Source organism: Gammaproteobacteria bacterium (genome assembly GCA_003696665.1).
Classification (GTDB): Bacteria; Pseudomonadota; Gammaproteobacteria; order Enterobacterales.
In genome coordinates this window covers 1-14,995 of the sequence record RFGJ01000075.1, presented here as the reverse complement: position 1 = coordinate 14,995, position 14,995 = coordinate 1, and the positions used below count along the sequence as shown (strand labels likewise).

Annotated in this window: 19 protein-coding genes; 6 read left to right on the top strand and 13 right to left on the bottom strand. The window is 51.9% G+C overall.

Features of this window, described 5'->3' with window-relative positions; translation table 11 throughout:
• Positions 1–861 (top strand): hypothetical protein, encoded by an 861-nt coding sequence (locus D6694_02645; GenBank protein RMH47116.1) that lies wholly within the window; start codon positions 1–3, stop codon positions 859–861.
• A 43-nt stretch (positions 862–904) separates the two neighbouring features.
• Here D6694_02645 and D6694_02640 read toward each other — a convergent pair whose 3' ends face one another.
• Entirely contained in the window at positions 905–2,740 is a 1,836-nt protein-coding gene (locus D6694_02640; GenBank protein ID RMH47118.1) for a DUF885 domain-containing protein, read from the bottom strand.
• Between the two features lie 204 nt (positions 2,741–2,944).
• Between D6694_02640 and D6694_02635 the strand changes: the two genes are divergently transcribed.
• Positions 2,945–3,154: a (2Fe-2S)-binding protein gene (locus tag D6694_02635; GenBank protein RMH47117.1), complete on the top strand. Its 210-nt coding sequence runs from the start codon at positions 2,945–2,947 to the stop codon at positions 3,152–3,154.
• A gap of 78 nt (positions 3,155–3,232) precedes the next feature.
• Positions 3,233–3,703: a bacterioferritin gene (gene bfr, locus D6694_02630; protein ID RMH47115.1), complete on the top strand. Its 471-nt coding sequence runs from the start codon at positions 3,233–3,235 to the stop codon at positions 3,701–3,703.
• Here the strand turns inward: bfr and D6694_02625 are convergent.
• From D6694_02625 to D6694_02590, 8 genes are all read right to left on the bottom strand, one after another.
• A complete protein-coding gene (locus D6694_02625; protein RMH47114.1) occupies positions 3,700–4,011 on the bottom strand; it encodes a hypothetical protein in 312 nt (103 codons plus the stop codon). The genes bfr and D6694_02625 overlap by 4 nt on opposite strands.
• The gene (locus tag D6694_02620; GenBank protein ID RMH47113.1) at positions 3,996–4,556 is read right to left on the bottom strand and encodes an RNA polymerase sigma factor; all 561 of its coding nucleotides are present in this window, start codon (positions 4,554–4,556) and stop codon (positions 3,996–3,998) included. Before D6694_02620 ends, D6694_02625 begins: the two co-directional genes overlap by 16 nt.
• A 3-nt stretch (positions 4,557–4,559) precedes the next feature.
• Positions 4,560–4,925, bottom strand: coding sequence for a hypothetical protein (locus tag D6694_02615; protein RMH47112.1), 366 nt, complete (start codon positions 4,923–4,925; stop codon positions 4,560–4,562).
• Positions 4,926–5,009: 84 nt separating this feature from the next.
• Positions 5,010–5,828, bottom strand: a complete 819-nt coding sequence (locus tag D6694_02610; protein ID RMH47111.1) for a hypothetical protein — start codon at positions 5,826–5,828, stop codon at positions 5,010–5,012.
• A gap of 16 nt (positions 5,829–5,844) precedes the next feature.
• Complete coding sequence (locus D6694_02605; GenBank protein RMH47110.1) at positions 5,845–6,876, bottom strand: ATP-binding cassette domain-containing protein; 1,032 nt, start codon at positions 6,874–6,876, stop codon at positions 5,845–5,847.
• Positions 6,851–7,519: a molybdate ABC transporter permease subunit gene (modB, locus tag D6694_02600; protein ID RMH47109.1), complete on the bottom strand. Its 669-nt coding sequence runs from the start codon at positions 7,517–7,519 to the stop codon at positions 6,851–6,853. The genes D6694_02605 and modB overlap by 26 nt, the downstream gene beginning before the upstream one ends.
• Positions 7,509–8,270 carry a molybdate ABC transporter substrate-binding protein gene (gene modA, locus D6694_02595; protein RMH47108.1) on the bottom strand — a complete coding sequence of 254 codons (762 nt, stop codon included), beginning with the start codon at positions 8,268–8,270 and terminating at the stop codon, positions 7,509–7,511. The genes modB and modA overlap by 11 nt, the downstream gene beginning before the upstream one ends.
• Positions 8,271–8,326: 56 nt before the next feature.
• A complete protein-coding gene (locus D6694_02590) occupies positions 8,327–8,713 on the bottom strand; it encodes a DUF2750 domain-containing protein (protein RMH47107.1) in 387 nt (128 codons plus the stop codon).
• A 249-nt stretch (positions 8,714–8,962) separates the two neighbouring features.
• Here D6694_02590 and D6694_02585 point away from each other — a divergent pair, with 249 nt between their 5' ends.
• On the top strand, positions 8,963–9,472 hold the full coding sequence (locus D6694_02585) for a hypothetical protein (protein ID RMH47106.1): 510 nt from the start codon (positions 8,963–8,965) through the stop codon (positions 9,470–9,472).
• Here the strand turns inward: D6694_02585 and D6694_02580 are convergent.
• From D6694_02580 to D6694_02570, 3 genes are read right to left on the bottom strand one after another with little or no spacing between them, the layout of a single operon-like run.
• The gene (locus D6694_02580) at positions 9,442–9,723 is read right to left on the bottom strand and encodes an oxidative damage protection protein (GenBank protein RMH47105.1); all 282 of its coding nucleotides are present in this window, start codon (positions 9,721–9,723) and stop codon (positions 9,442–9,444) included. The two genes, D6694_02585 and D6694_02580, sit on opposite strands and share 31 nt — an antisense overlap.
• Positions 9,720–10,724, bottom strand: a complete 1,005-nt coding sequence (mutY, locus tag D6694_02575) for an A/G-specific adenine glycosylase (GenBank protein ID RMH47104.1) — start codon at positions 10,722–10,724, stop codon at positions 9,720–9,722. The genes D6694_02580 and mutY overlap by 4 nt, the downstream gene beginning before the upstream one ends.
• Positions 10,725–10,727: 3 nt before the next feature.
• Positions 10,728–12,554, bottom strand: a complete 1,827-nt coding sequence (locus tag D6694_02570) for an SLC13 family permease (protein ID RMH47103.1) — start codon at positions 12,552–12,554, stop codon at positions 10,728–10,730.
• Positions 12,555–12,758: 204 nt separating this feature from the next.
• Here D6694_02570 and D6694_02565 point away from each other — a divergent pair, with 204 nt between their 5' ends.
• Together D6694_02565 and trmB are read left to right on the top strand one after the other, a co-directional pair.
• Positions 12,759–13,256, top strand: a complete 498-nt coding sequence (locus D6694_02565) for a cytochrome P460 (protein RMH47102.1) — start codon at positions 12,759–12,761, stop codon at positions 13,254–13,256.
• Positions 13,257–13,433: 177 nt separating this feature from the next.
• Positions 13,434–14,135 carry a tRNA (guanosine(46)-N7)-methyltransferase TrmB gene (gene trmB / locus D6694_02560; protein RMH47101.1) on the top strand — a complete coding sequence of 234 codons (702 nt, stop codon included), beginning with the start codon at positions 13,434–13,436 and terminating at the stop codon, positions 14,133–14,135.
• A gap of 3 nt (positions 14,136–14,138) precedes the next feature.
• On the opposite strand, the gene hemW is transcribed toward trmB, so the two are convergent.
• Positions 14,139–14,995: radical SAM family heme chaperone HemW (gene hemW, locus D6694_02555; protein ID RMH47100.1), on the bottom strand; the 857-nt coding region annotated here is incomplete at its 5' end.

Sequence of the window (14,995 nt, the reverse complement as noted above, 5' to 3'; positions counted from 1 at the left end):
TTGGAAGAAGAAGTGCATGATCTTGCCCACGAGATCAACGCGTACGCGGAAAACATTGAACACGATCCCGAACGACTGGCGGAAGTTGAAGCGCGAATGGCGACGTGGGTGGCGTTGGCAAGAAAGCACCAAGTGCATGAAACCGAACTGCCTGCACTTTGGTACGATCTACAAAGCGAACACGAGCGCCTTACGGCCGAAGAGTCCAATAATGAGCAGCTTGCCAAACAAGTGCAAACATTGGGCGATAAATGCCAATCATTGGCGGCACAGTTGTCGAAAAAACGCGCAGCCGCGGCGCAACAGTTAGCGATGGCCGTCAATGAAAAGCTCTCCGAGCTTGGCATGAAACATGCGCGCATCGAGTTTCAGATCACCGCTGATCTCCAGCAATTGACTCCAACAGGCGCCGATCGTGTCGCCTTGTTGTTCTCAAGCCATCCGAACACACCCGCCCAGCCACTTGCCAAAATTGCCTCGGGTGGTGAGCTGTCGCGACTCGCACTCGCCATCTATGTATCTTGTTTGGGTTATTCGCCAGCACAGACCATTGTCTTTGATGAAATCGACGTCGGCATCGGCGGTGCCACGGCGGAAGTGGTCGGCAGGATGCTTCGTACCTTGGCCAAAGACAGACAAGTCATCTGCATCACGCATCAACCACAGGTGGCAAGCCTTGGTCATCACCATTTGCTCGTCCGCAAACATGTCGAGACGGACAAGGTGCACAGCCAGTTTATTTATTTAGATGCACAGCATCGATGTGAAGAACTGGCGCGCATGCTCGGCGGCATCAATATGACGGAAACCACCCGACAACATGCGCGGGAACTGCTTGAAAAAGCACAAGCCATCAGCTGATAAAATCAACACGCGGGCGAATTGAGTCACCCGCGTCTCTCAATCACGCAGCGTTTTTGCCTTGCGCTGTCTGGTCAGCGATCCACTGATCAACCACCCGTTCTAAAATCATCAGCGGCATGGCGCCATTTTTTAGTATCAAATCGTGAAACGCGCGAATATCAAAACGCTCGCCCAAGGCTTGACGTGCCCGCTCGCGCAATTCCAGTATTTTCATCATCCCAATTTTGTAAGCGCAGGCTTGTCCTGGCATCACAATATAACGCTCAATCTCGGCGACCACATCGGAATGCGCCATTCCCGTTGTCTTCTCCATATACTCGATGGCTTGTTCACGGGTCCAGCGTTTTGCATGAATGCCCGTATCGACGACCAGACGCACTGCCCGGAAAAGTTCGGCTTGCAAGCGCCCCAAATTGTCATAGGGATTTTCCTGTAAACCAGCTTCCCAAGCCAAACGTTCCGCGTAAAGCGCCCATCCTTCCGCAAAAGCGGGCATCGGCATCATACGACGAAGCAAGGGCAAGTCTTTTTGCTCGAGCGCAATGGCAATCTGAAAATGATGGCCCGGCACCGCCTCGTGATAGGCCAGCGTGCGCATGTTGAATTTAGGCGTTGCCTTGATGTCATAAAGATTGGCATAAAATGTTCCGGGACGCGAACCATCCATCGCGGGCGGTTCGTAATAGGCGCCCGGAGCCGTTTTTTCCTTGAATTGAGGGACTCGCTTAACTTCCACCGGTGCTTTCGGTCGAACGCCAAACCAAGGCGACAATTTGGTGTTTACCTCATCAATAATCGCACTGTAATCTCTCAGAATTTGCGCACGACCTTCATCAGTATCGGGATAAAGAAAACGTGGTTCTTCATTGAGCTGGCGCATCAGCGTGCCGACCGGAACGTTCGGATCATAGCCTTCGGCCGTCAAAATTTTGCGCATTTCTCCCTGAATCCGCTCCACCTCAGCCAGACCCAGCTGATGGATTTCGTCCGGCGACATATCGGTCGTGGTCATCATCTTCAAGGCCGCCCGATAAAAGGCATCTCCGTCGGCAAATTTCCATACACCAGCATCCGGCGTACTCTTTTCACGCAAGCCCTGCATATAGTCGATGAGCTTCTGATAGGCGGGATACACATCGGAGACAATGGCATTTTGCACAGCTAACGTCAGTTGGTCACGCTCAGCCCCGGAAATGCCTGCTTTGTTCAGTTTGTCGACAAAGGATGTATAAAGAACATTCTCTTTCGGTTCCGTCCCGACAAAGTTGCGCATTTCTTCAAGCACTTTGTCGATGATAAACGTCGGTGGAATGATGTTTTTCTCTTCTCGAATTTTTAGTCCTTGGAGCACACCGTCAAACTTCCAGCCGACTTTACGCAGCCGTGCAATGTAATCCTCGGCATCAGACACCGAGTGAATTTGGTGGGCGGACTCCATAAAACTCGGAAAGTTGTTTTGTACGCCGAACAACTGGTTGACTGGGTAATTGTAATAGCGCCACTTCTCTCCCTGTTCCTCCATGAGATCAGCCATCCACATGACAATGTCATAGGTCAGTTTTTCCTGGTCCGTCATCTTGTCCCGATCGTAGCTTTTCAACTCGGCAATAATCTTGCGCATTTGTGCTATTGCCCGGTCGCCAGCTTCCGGCGACTCATCGTCCAATTCGTCCTGATGAAACGTAATTCCCAGCGGTTCCAAGATACGCATTTGGCTTAGTGTCTCCGGGCTTTGAACCATCGTCTTAAGCACCGCCCGATTGACCGCCCAATCAAATTTCGGTAATGGCCCCCACCAAGCCCATGCGGCGACAATGATGACAAGCACCACCACGGAAGTCACACCGATACCCAACCATTTGAATAAACTACGCATTATGCCCTCCCATACCATGCACACACACCGAACACTATCGCATGTTTGCCATCCCAAACACATTATCATTTTGTTTCAAATTATGAATGAGCACAAAGGGAGCCGCCTCGGTCATTCCCAACTGAAGCACACAAAACCCTTTCTTCAGTATTGACAATCATTCGCATTTGCATTAACGTCTACTCGTCAATGGAGGTCAGTGTCATGATTGTTTGTGTCTGCCAGGCGGTAAGCGACCGAGAAATCAAAAAGGCCATATCAGATGGTGCCGATACCATGCGGGCGTTGCGCCAACATTTAGGTGTCGCGACCCAGTGTGGCCAATGCGCATGCGCTGTCCGCGAACTGCTCGACGAACATACGGAAAAGGCACAACGACCCGCTCATCCTCCAATCTGGCATCCCGCCACCTAAACAAGGCAATTTGCCGGCTTTCTGCTTCAGTGTCATACTGTCCTAAACATTAGGACGAAAAAGTTTTGGAGGGTCATCATGAAGGGGGATGCCAAAGTCATTGAGTATTTGAATAAGGCGCTCGGCAATGAACTGATTGCCATCAACCAGTATTTCCTGCATGCCAAGATGTACAAAGACTGGGGGTTGAAAGAGCTCGCCGAGCACGAATACCACGAATCCATTGACGAAATGAAACACGCTGATGCCTTGATCGAGAGAATACTCTTTCTCGAAGGCCTGCCTAACTTACAAAAACTTGGCAAGCTCTTGATCGGCGAAAACGTACAAGAAATGCTCGAATGTGACTTGAAACTCGAGATGCAAGCCATACCCTTGCTTCGTGAGGCCATTGCCTATTGCGAATCGGTGAAAGATTTCGTCAGTCGCGATTTGTTGCAAGACATTCTGAACTCGGAAGAGGAGCATGTTGATTGGCTAGAAACGCAGCTTGGCCTCATTGACAAGGTAGGGCTTGCCAATTATCTGCAGAGCAAGATGGACGATTAAAGCGTCCGTCTTGACGCCAGCAACATCCCAAGCAAGCACAACGCCAGTCCTGCACTCCCCCAGACGACAGGATTGGCAAAATCGATGCCGGTCAACCAATCGAAAAGCACACCGAATAACCGATACTGGCGCAAATCGGCCTGACTCGTCGCGGCGACAATCCCGGAGAGCGCGAGGCCACCACCCGTCATCAGGAACCCAAGACGTCGGCGTTGCGCTCGTCGAATGCGCTGCGCCACACGGCGAACCATCTCTGCGCCATCCAGCGGTTTATGGTAAGAAAGCAGTGTTGCTAACTTCTCTGACATCGATTTTTCTCCTCTAAACCGGGGGCACAAGACGCATCATCCAGCCAACGCTGCAATTTTTGTGTTGCACGTCTTTGAATCGACTTCACCGTACCAACGGGCATTTCAGCAACCTGGGCAATTTCTGCGTGTGAAAATCCCGCCCCATAAGCCAACGTCATCACCAATCGCTCTTTGACCGATAAATGCCGCATTAACTGCTCGACCACAATGTCTTTGTCCGGATCCTGCATTGGCGAACGGGCGGGCGGCATGGGAAGTGGGACTGGTTGCCAGCGTTTCTTCATGGTTAAGAAGTGGTGATACGCGATCTTGTGCAACCATGTCGAGAAAGTGCTTTCCGCCCGAAACTGATGGATGTTGCGATAAGCCGCCCAAAAAGCTTCCTGCACCACATCATCCGCCAAAGCATGGTCGCCACCACTTAATCGGCGAACAAAATGGCGTAGATTGGATTGGTGACGTTTCACCAATTCTGAAAAGGCGTCTGGCGACTTCGTCGCTTGGCAACGAAGCACCAGCGCCTCATCAGTCAGCCGCTTCATCAATTAAACCTGCTCTGTTTTTCGCATCCAATAGCCGCTCAACCCGTAACCGAGTCCGACGAAGATCACGACGAGCCCTGCAGGTTTCAAAAATGGAAACGTGACAAAATAACTGGCCAGTCCCAAGCCGATGCCACTCACCACAAGCAAGATACCACGACGTAAGTCGCGAACAGCGATATCCTTAATGACAGGTTGTCCGGAAACCACCTGCTCGATCAGCTCCGGCGTCAATGTTTGGCCTTTTTCAGTCAGCAAAGTGAGCGTATCTAAAGCCAACTTTCGACTGCGATGGCGAAAGAAAAACCAGCCAAGAAAAATGGCAACGATAGAAAGAAAAAAGACAACAGGGACAATAATATCTTCCATATTAGACGCTCCTCTTGCGAGTGTATCACCAAATCAACTGAACACCCATTAGAGTCACGTCAGGCGAAATTTGGATGCATCGTCCTAAAAATTTTTGGCAAGTCCCCCAAGCCATGCACAGACCCAAATCAACCAAATCCCAATCAACACAAGGCGCCTGCCAAACTGTGCACGTTCCATTACCTCACATGCCTGGGCAAGAAGTTCCTGGCAACGTGCATGGCGCTCTGCCGACACTGTTCCAATGGCCATCGCGGTTCTCAGCGCCGTTTTGTCCTCGTCAGTCAAGTGGCCGTTGGTTTGACCATCGATGCCAGTACGTGCAATATCTCGAAGTCTTGTCAAACAACGTTTTCCAGACGTGATGCCGAGTAGCCACGCAGCCAAGCGATGACTTGGCTTTCGTCGGGCAACATACGCAATGGTCATTGGGAAAGCGCTCGCCAAAATCGTGCCCCACAACCACACTTGTGAGCCCTCAAGCGATTGCGCCACCACGAAGGATTGGAATCCTGCGACGATGGTAAACGTAAAGAGCCACAACAAACCGTAAACCGCCAACCGGCGCACACCTTGGCGCTGCATACGTTCGATCAATTCACACATCTTGCCATGCCATTTTGTGGCCTGCACAAACGCCAAGTAGGCACGCCAACCCTTGTTTAATTTCTGCGTCGCTGTGACAAGCGCTTGCTTTTCTTCCGATAACTCGGCAAATAGTCCTGAAGTTGCCAAGGCTTCGGCCAACGAGGTTTCTCGAGCAACACGTCCCAACTCATGCGCAATGACCCACGCTTTTGGAAAAGCCAACAGAGCCTCGATCACTTCTGCTTCCGAACTGGATCGCTCGATCAAAAAAATAATCTGTCGTTCCAGAAATGCTTGTGGATTTTGCTCACTCATCTACGACGCTCGATAGTTAATTGACCACAACAGACTTAATGGCGGCAAAGACTTGTTTTCCCACCGTCAGGCCAAGCCGCATGACTGAATAGTGTGTGAGTCGCGCGAACAACCGATGCCGCCCAGCCTGAACATGCACATCCTGATAAGCCCCGTGCGGCTTAGACAGCCATTGAATGGTCACCGGTATCACGTTATTGACGCTGCTATCAGCCAATGGTGATAGCGACAATGCCACGTCCATCGCTCGAATGCGCACATCCACTTGCTCTGGCAACATATGATGTGTGACCGTCTTGAGCACAAAGTCTTCGCAGTCAATATGCGCCAAACCATGCGCATCAACCCGAATGACTCGTCCTCCGATCACGGCTGTCAGTGGCACATCATCGCCTGATCCGAGCCACTGTGCAAGCGGCAGATAGGGTTGTAATGCCTGTTCGCGAAATCGCAAAACACCACTTGCAACGAGCATAACATCTTCTATCGCGTGCGTAACATACAGGACAGGCACACCCGATGCGCGCAATGCCTGCAAAAGCTTTTGGCGTCCAAACCAATCGATATTGGATAACGCCTCATCCAGAAGCAATAATCTGGGTTTGGCTGCCAGGGCACGTGCCAACGCCACCCGCTGTCGTTGCCCGCTCGATAAACTTGACACCTTGGCTGACCACCACGACGCCACACCGCACATTTCCACGAGTGCGTCGATCGCCTCATCTGCAATGCCACTGAGCCGAGCGGCGAATGCAATATTCTCATGGACGGTCATATGGGGGAACAAAGCCCCATCGCTTGGAACATAGACAAATCGGCGTTTGTGTGCAGACGCTGAAACTTTCTGGCCGCGCCAAAAGAGATGTCCTTTGAAATTCGGGGCCAAACCGGCCCAGATGCGCAAAAAAGTGGTTTTACCGCAGCCAGACGGGCCTATGATTGCAGTCACGCCGTCAGATGGCCACGCGTGATCAAATCGCCACCGATGTGTCGCGTGAATCAATTCACCGATAATGCGGCTCTCAGTCTCGGTGTCCCAATCTGGCATAAATCCACCACAAAATTGTTATCGAGAAGAGGAGCAAGCCGATGGCGATTTGATTTGCACTTTGATAGTCCATCGCTTCCACACGATCATAAATCAAAGTCGAAAGTACTTGGGTCTGCCCGGGTATATTTCCTCCTACCATCAGCACCACACCAAACTCACCCACTGTATGCGCAAACGAAAGGACGGCTGCCGTGAGAAAACCATTACGTGTCTGCGGCAACACAACGTCAACGAAACACCGCCAGGGCCCTGCCCCTAGCGTCTTTGCACTCTCTAAAAGCCGCATATCGAACAAGCGAAATGCAGTTTGCAATGGGTGGACAGCAAAAGGCAAAGAGTACAATAGACTACCGACCAATAATCCTGGAAAACGAAACACCCATGGCTCCAAACCAATACTGGTCATCCATTGGCCGATAAAACCTTGATGCCCCAGTAACACCAAAAGGTAAAAACCGAGCACCGTGGGCGGCAGCGCCAGTGGCAGTGCAATGACCGCCTCGATCCACGGTCGGAAGATGGAACGGGTCTTTACCAGCCACCACGCGAGTGGCACAGAAATGATCAACAAAAGCAAAGTTGTGGACAGCGCCAGTTGGCCCGTCAGCAGCACCGCCGGCCAAAGCAATTCATCGCTCACCGCTTGACGCTCCAATCGGCTGGAAACCGAATTTTTCAAATAATGTCTGAGCCTGTCGGCTTTGCAAAAATTGCATAAAAGACACGGCCTGTGAAGGTGGTGCGTCGCCAATGACGACCCCGGCTTGTTGTAAAGGCTGATGAGAATTTTCCGGCACAGCCTGCCATCGACCATCAGACAACATTGGCGAGCTGACCAGCGATCGCGCCAGCACGGCATAGGCCACTTCACCTCGTGCCACATACTGCGCAGCCTGAGCAATATTTTCAGCAAAAATTAGACGTGGCTTGAGTTTTGCCCACACATCGAGCGCCAGCATTGCCTCTCTTGCGCGCATACCATAAGGGGCGTGTTCTGGGTTGGCAATGACAATTCGCCCCTCACACGCCACCAATCTAGTCAACGAAAGACATTTCGAATCGCCAGAGCGCGCATACACCACCAGACGCCCACGCGCATACTGATAAAGTGTTCGGCCCGCGATATTTTGTTGTTGAAGGCGCCTTGGAAAAGTTTCATCGGCCGACAAAAATACATCAAATGGAGCGCCGTGCTGAATCTGCCGGTACAAACGCCCCGAGGATCCATAGGCCACACGAACAGACACAGGCCCAACCTCAGCCTGCCACGCCGCAATGATTTTCGGCAGCACGAACCGTAGATCTGATGCCGCAGCCACGTTCAGCGTTGTCGCCTCCGCTGCGCAAAGGCTTATGGTAACACCAATCAACAAAACCCAAATCCTGCGCATCCATTTTCCCCTAGGTGACAACGCTTTTGGCAAGCCTACCAAAGCGCCAACAAACCTCAATGATCCCGATCAACCGGCAGTCGAGACAGGACGTCGTCCAGCACCTGCCAGGCTTCGATTTCGAGGCCTTCCAACGCTTCATCAAAATCAACACCCACCCAAACATTGTCTGCTTCCATCGACGGCCACCAGTCTTCAATGCACTCTGTCAAAGATAATTGTTCCGGGACATATTCGTCATCAAGGCTGCTTGCCACGGCACTGGCATGCGCTTGATCGGAAAAAAATGGGATGACCTCGACCTCGGCAAAACGATCCGATGCCACCTGCAGGTAGCCTTCTGCACTTTTGAGCACCCAAACAGAATTGGCCTTAATAATAGTGTCTAGAAATTGCGCGTATTTCTGCTTTAAATATGACATAAATAGCCCTGCCAAATTCATGTAATCAATTGTTTATATGGCGTTTTTCTTGGTTTCATATCCTTGTTCGTTCTATCCATGTAATGAAATTCACTATCACATCCCCGTTTGGTCGGTTAGAATCAGGGCAATCGTAAACAACACAATTCCATTGTGAGTCATTCAGCCTTATCTTCAATTTCGGCCACTTGGGCCATGCTAAAAAACTGGCTACGGTCGCCAAAACATGTTGCAACCGCTGTCCCAAGTTCTCGATATCTGGCACACGCTATGGCAGCACAAATTCCTAATCCCTCTTGCGGCAACTACCTGGAACTCGGCGCAGGCACCGGGGCCATCACGTCTGGCATCATTGGCGCGGGCGTTGCCGAAGAGCGGCTATGGGTGGTTGAAGCGAATCCGGAACTCGCGGGTGTTGTCAGAAAACGCTTTCCTAGCACCCATGTATTGGAGGTCGATGCCCGCAATATTGATGCCTGTCTGCGCGACAATCAGGTCCAAGCCGTCAACGGCATACTCTCAAGCCTGCCTATGCTGAATTTTTCGCCAACGCTACAAATCGAAATCCTGTCGTCGGCACTCGCCCTGGCCACGCCCGACGCACCACTCATCCAATACACTTACGGCCTTAAAAACCCATTGGCACAAGAAACACTTGAAACGCTGAACTTAACTGGACGCCGTGTCGCTACCGTGTTCAGAAATATCCCGCCTGCACACGTGTGGGTTTATCATCGCCAAAATGGCAATCAGTGTCCGGCCTCGTCTGGAGGCACGTAACCTTCCGGCATGTCGTAGTCACCGCCGAATAAAAATTTTTCCATTTCACCGGCCAAATAGGCACGCGCTTCCGGATCAGCCAGACTCAACCTTTTCTCGTTAATCAGCATGGTTTGATGTTTAAGCCATTGTTGCCAAGCTTCCATGGAGATTTCTTTGTAAATTCTCTGTCCCAATTCGCCGGGGTACGGCACAAATGGCAAACCTGGCAGCTCCTTTTGTAATTTTTTGCAAAACACCATTCGACTCACTGCTCGCTCTCCCGTTGTAAAAATCGTTTGATCGGGGCTGGCAGCCCCAATGACAAAGCCTTGTCAGCATGGTACCAAGCCACCGACCAATCGGCCAGTGGCGGCGAAGTCACTTCAACAAAATGCAACACTAAGTTCTTGTGGGTTAAGATATGTGTCTCTTGCGCAATCACCCTTTGGGCCTGTGCCTTAGTGACCACGGGAAAACAAAATAACCCGCCCCAGACGCCGGTTCGCGGCCTTTTGATCAAGGCCAATTCATCATGTTGGTTTCGTACCACCGCCAAATACCAATGCTCAACCTTTTTTGATCGTTTTGGCCTGGGCACCGGGAGTTGGTCAGCGATACCGCGCTGCCGAGCCCGGCAGTAGGGGGACCACGGACAGATATCACACTGCGGATGACCTTTCCGGCATACCATCGCCCCTAAGTCCATCCAGCCCTGTACAAACGCATCAACATCGTGGTTTGGTGTCAACTGTTCTGCCACTTGCCACAAGTGTTTCTCCATCGTCCTGTCGCCAGGCCAATGCTCAAGGGCCAAAAGGCGTGCGAGAACACGTTTGACATTTCCGTCCAGAATGACGCCTCGCTTACCGTGTCCCAAAGCCAGTATCGCGCCGGCTGTGGAACGACCAATGCCGGGCAACTGAACAAGTGCCTCGAGCGTGTCTGGTAATTGACCGTCATGCACTTTCATAATTTCTCTTGCCGCACTATGCAAGTTGCGGGCTCGTGCGTAATAACCGAGCCCCGACCAATAGGAAAGCACGTCTTCTTCACTGGCGGCTGCCAGCGCGCTCACACTGGGAAACCTTGCGATAAAACGCTGAAAATAATCACAAACCTTTGTCACCTGCGTCTGTTGAAGCATGATTTCTGACACCCAAACCCGATAAGGTGTCCGTGGCTGCTGCCAAGGAAGATCGTGACGACCATGACGCTTTTGCCACCTGACCAGTGCAGATTGCAGCGCTTCAATCTGTGTGCTCGAAAACATGGATTATGACAAGTAGATTGCGGTCAACAACCAGCTCAAAAACGTCCACATGATCAGAATCAACGGGGTACCGACACGCACAAAGTCGGAGAATTTGTAACCACCGGCGTTCATCACCAACAGATTTGTCTTATAAGCCATCGGTGTGGCATAGCTTAAGTTGGCTCCAAACAACACAGCGAGGACAAAAGGTTCTGGCGGCAAATTCAGTTGCGCGGCAACAGACAACGCGATTGGCGTGCCAATCACCGCAGCCGCATTGTTGGCCACGACATTCGTCAGCAACGCCAAAAGCAGCATCAAACAGGCCACGATCCCGCCTGGCGGTAAAAAGTTCGCAACACCGACGAAGACATGCGCTAAATACTCAGCGCCCCCAGTGACCGTCAGCGCTTGCCCAAGCGCGAGTGATGCCGCCACCAACATGATCACTTGTGTACTGAGCGCGGCCGAGGCTTGTTGCCAATCGAGGCAATCGGTCAACAGCAATGCCAATACCCCGAGCACAGCGGCAACGGCAATGGGCAGCCATCCGAGCGCCGTCAGTGCAATCACTAGCACCAAAATGAACAGGCTCAACGGCGCTTTGCGCGTGTGGGGCAATTCCAATGTGCCGTCCAATACCAGCAGTCCAGGCCGACGCTTGAGCAGTTCCACCTGCTCCGGCGTACCTTGGACCAGCAATATGTCGCCAACTTGTAAAGGCACGCGACCAATCGAACGGCGACCAACGTCCATCGGCACACCACCACGATGCAGTGCCACCGTAGACACACCAAAACGTTGCGCAAAGCTGGCTTGATGCAATGTCCTTCCAATCAGCCCAGAGCCTTGAATGATCGCCACTTCCGCCATGATCTGCTTGTCTGTGCGCAGAGGATGATCTTCATCCACTTTTTTACTTCCAGAAAACAAGACTGCGTCGATGGCACGCTCGAACTCCTTCAAACGCTCTGGCGTGTCTTTCACTTTCAGGCGGTCACCCGCCTTAACCACCGTATCAGGCAACGGCATCAGGGCAGTATCACTACCTCGCTGCAAAAACTCGACACGCATTCGCCCGTCCGTTTTGTTAATCAGCTCGGCAAGCGTCTTACCGACAGACTGGCTGTCTGGAGGAATGTTCAGATAGGCGGTAAACAATCTGGGCGATTGCTCGGCAAAATCCGCTCGCCCTTTTGGCAGCAACCGCGGCGCTATCAACCACAGATAAGCGATGGCGACCAGAGCAGCACAGACCCCAATGCCTGCAAAATCAAACAGGCCAAACACCGGGCCACCCATTTCTTGGGAAATTGCGACCACGAGTAAATTCGTCGACGTGCCAATAGTCGTTGTCATTCCACCAACCAGTGTCGCCAGCCCCATGGGAAGCAGAAGCTTACCCGACGGCATTTTAATTCGTGTACACACACTGGCCAGAAGTGGCAACATCAGCACCACAATCGGTGTATTGTTGACAAATGCACTCAATCCTGCGGCAACGATCAAAGTCACCACAATCGACAGGGTCGGCCACCGGCGGAACAACCGTGACAGCATGATGCCCACTGGCTCCAGTGCCCCGGTGCGCACCAGTGCATGACCGATAATCATCAGACCACATACGGTGACAAGGGCCTCGTGTCCAAAACCCAAGAAAAGCTCCGTGGCGCGAAATTGCTCATACGGAAAGAGGGCAAAACCAGTCGCTAACAGCCCCATCACCAGCAAAGATGAGGTTTCCAAGGGAACGTCATCGCGCCGAAAAAGGTAGAGCGCCAGCAAAGTCAATATCAGCACCGCCACCGCGTGCGCATTTGGATCGACTGAATGTTCTATCATTGACATTGGGGCTTGTCGGAGACTGACATCGATCAAAGCACAGTTATCCAGGCTCGTAAAGTCATCTTCCCCATAGCAAAACCAAATCGAACAACTTTTCGCTTAACTGCCTTAAGTGCCACCCCGACAGCGATGAGGAAATGGCCTATGTCGCCCCACCTACTATAACCTCAGAATGATGCGTCACAACCGGCAGAACAAAGTCATCACATGAAACGAATGCAGTGGCTTTTTATTTTCATGATGCTCATCGGCTCGACGGCACTGCCCGCGAACAACCAATTGCCCAGAAACTCCAATGGGATCACCTATCCGGATGGCTGGCAGCGCTGGCAAACCATCGCGGTTTCACATCGACATGACAATAAGACGATTCGAATGATTCTTGGCAACCCTATCGCCGTGAAAGCGGCACGTTCTGGACACACAAATCCCTGGCCGGACGGTGCCGTTATCGCCAAAGTCGTGTGGAAAGATAAAAAACTTAGTCATTGGCCCTCAGCGATCGGCCCTGATGCCTTTGTTCATGTCGAGTTTATGGTCAAAGACACAGAAAAATTTGCCGACAGTTACGGCTGGGGTTGGGCACGATGGGTCGGCCGTGATTTGGTGCCCTTCAACCAAGGCCAAAAGACCTGTATAAGTTGCCACACACCAGTCAAGGCGCGTGATTGGGTATTTACCGAACCGACCAAATTCCCTGAGTGATGTACTTATCAAGCCATTGGGTATATATCATTTGAGCATGATATCTCCATCTTCATGGCAACAGGGAACTTTTGATTTCTCAGCCGCGCGACAGCAGTTGAAAATACCACTGTTCACTAACGTTTGAATTCTGTACGCAAACGCCGGTATCATGCGCCCGCCAGACGAGAGGTTGCCATGACTGAAAACGAATTGACACAAAAGCGAACAATCCGCAGTTTTGTACTGCGCCAGGGGCGTCTGACCAAAGCGCAGCAACGCGCCCTTGACACCCTGTTTCCCAAATATGGGCTTAAAGTAACCCAACAACTGATCGATTGGTCGCGCGTATTTGGACGTGAGGCGCCATTGATCCTTGAAATTGGCTTTGGCATGGGGCAATCGCTTGTCGAGCAAGCAAAAGCCACACCCGAGGTGAATTTTATCGGCGTCGAAGTGCACCGTCCGGGCATTGGGTCAACATTAGCCGCCATAGACAAATTACAGCTCAACAACCTCCGGGTGGTGGAAGGCGATGCTCTTGAAGTGCTCAAATTTATGATCCCCGAACACAGCCTCACACGGGTACAACTGTTTTTCCCAGATCCTTGGCCAAAGAAGCGCCACCACAAACGGCGCATTGTCAACGCCGCCTTCGCTGATCTCGTGGCCAGCCGGCTTAAGCCGAATGGTCACTTACACATGGCAACCGACTGGACGCCCTACGCCGAACACATGCTCGAAGTCATGGAGGCACATCCCGATTATGAAAATATTGCGGGCCCTGGCAACTACACGCCTCGACCGGATTACCGGCCATTGACTAAGTTCGAGCAACGGGGCGAACGGCTTGGCCATCAGGTGCATGACCTGATTTATTGCCGAAAACCGTCTCGTTAGGCTTCAGCGACCGGCATCAAGCCACTGGACTGGCACCTGCGCCTGTTTTTTGGCCAATGCGTCTGGCAAAAAGAATTCCAAGATCGCATTGAGGTGATTAAAACCATGGGCCGTCAATTCAATGCGCTCGGGCCATCCGGTCACCAACGACTGGTTCATCAGATCTTGCATCACGGGGGCAATCACGTTTATCGGCAATCCTGTATGACGAGTAAACAGGCTGGCTTCGACACCCGCCTTGAGCCGCATGGCATTTAGCATAAATTCAAATATCAAATCTGGCGTTTCGACTGTCCATTGCGCTGCCGTTTTTTCTTTTTTCTGCAGATAACTACCAGGACGCTTTGTTTTGCGCAAGCGCAGAACGCGTTGCTCATCGGCGAGCGTAATTTTGCTATGTGCGCCTGCGCCAATGCCAAGATAGTCTCCAAATTGCCAATAATTCAGGTTATGCACACATTGCCGTCCTGCCGTGGCATAAGCAGACACTTCGTAGCGTTCGTACCCATGGCGTTCAAGCCATTGTGCGCCCTGCTCTGTCCATTCCGCCAACACATCATCCGTCGGCTGTGGCGGCGGATTGGCCGCAAAGCGTGTGTTTGGCTCAATGGTGAGCTGATACCAAGAGATGTGCTCTGGGCCAAGGCGGACGGCCGTTTGCAAATCGAGTAAAAACGTTTTCTCGGTTTGCCCCGGTAAGCCAAACATCAAATCGAGGTTGATGTTGTCAAAACCAGCTTCGCGCGCCATATCAAAGGCCCGTCTCGCTTCAAGACCACTATGGATGCGCCCGATCCGGTCAAGCAATGCGTCCTGAAAGCTCTGCACACCAAGCGAGAGACGATTGATCCCAGCGGCCC

Excerpts from the sequence above, each read along its gene's own strand:
- D6694_02640 (RMH47118.1), bottom strand. The coding sequence starts at position 2,740 with ATGCGTAGTTTATTCAAATGGTTGGGTATCGGTGTGACTTCCGTGGTG.
- D6694_02635 (RMH47117.1), top strand. The coding sequence starts at position 2,945 with ATGATTGTTTGTGTCTGCCAGGCGGTAAGCGACCGAGAAATCAAAAAG.
- bfr (RMH47115.1), top strand. The coding sequence starts at position 3,233 with ATGAAGGGGGATGCCAAAGTCATTGAGTATTTGAATAAGGCGCTCGGC.
- D6694_02625 (RMH47114.1), bottom strand. The coding sequence starts at position 4,011 with ATGTCAGAGAAGTTAGCAACACTGCTTTCTTACCATAAACCGCTGGAT.
- D6694_02620 (RMH47113.1), bottom strand. The coding sequence starts at position 4,556 with ATGAAGCGGCTGACTGATGAGGCGCTGGTGCTTCGTTGCCAAGCGACG.
- D6694_02615 (RMH47112.1), bottom strand. The coding sequence starts at position 4,925 with ATGGAAGATATTATTGTCCCTGTTGTCTTTTTTCTTTCTATCGTTGCC.
- D6694_02610 (RMH47111.1), bottom strand. The coding sequence starts at position 5,828 with ATGAGTGAGCAAAATCCACAAGCATTTCTGGAACGACAGATTATTTTT.
- D6694_02605 (RMH47110.1), bottom strand. The coding sequence starts at position 6,876 with ATGCCAGATTGGGACACCGAGACTGAGAGCCGCATTATCGGTGAATTG.
- modA (RMH47108.1), bottom strand. The coding sequence starts at position 8,270 with ATGCGCAGGATTTGGGTTTTGTTGATTGGTGTTACCATAAGCCTTTGC.
- D6694_02590 (RMH47107.1), bottom strand. The coding sequence starts at position 8,713 with ATGAATTTGGCAGGGCTATTTATGTCATATTTAAAGCAGAAATACGCG.
- D6694_02585 (RMH47106.1), top strand. The coding sequence starts at position 8,963 with ATGGCAGCACAAATTCCTAATCCCTCTTGCGGCAACTACCTGGAACTC.
- mutY (RMH47104.1), bottom strand. The coding sequence starts at position 10,724 with ATGTTTTCGAGCACACAGATTGAAGCGCTGCAATCTGCACTGGTCAGG.
- D6694_02570 (RMH47103.1), bottom strand. The coding sequence starts at position 12,554 with ATGTCAATGATAGAACATTCAGTCGATCCAAATGCGCACGCGGTGGCG.
- D6694_02565 (RMH47102.1), top strand. The coding sequence starts at position 12,759 with ATGAAACGAATGCAGTGGCTTTTTATTTTCATGATGCTCATCGGCTCG.
- trmB (RMH47101.1), top strand. The coding sequence starts at position 13,434 with ATGACTGAAAACGAATTGACACAAAAGCGAACAATCCGCAGTTTTGTA.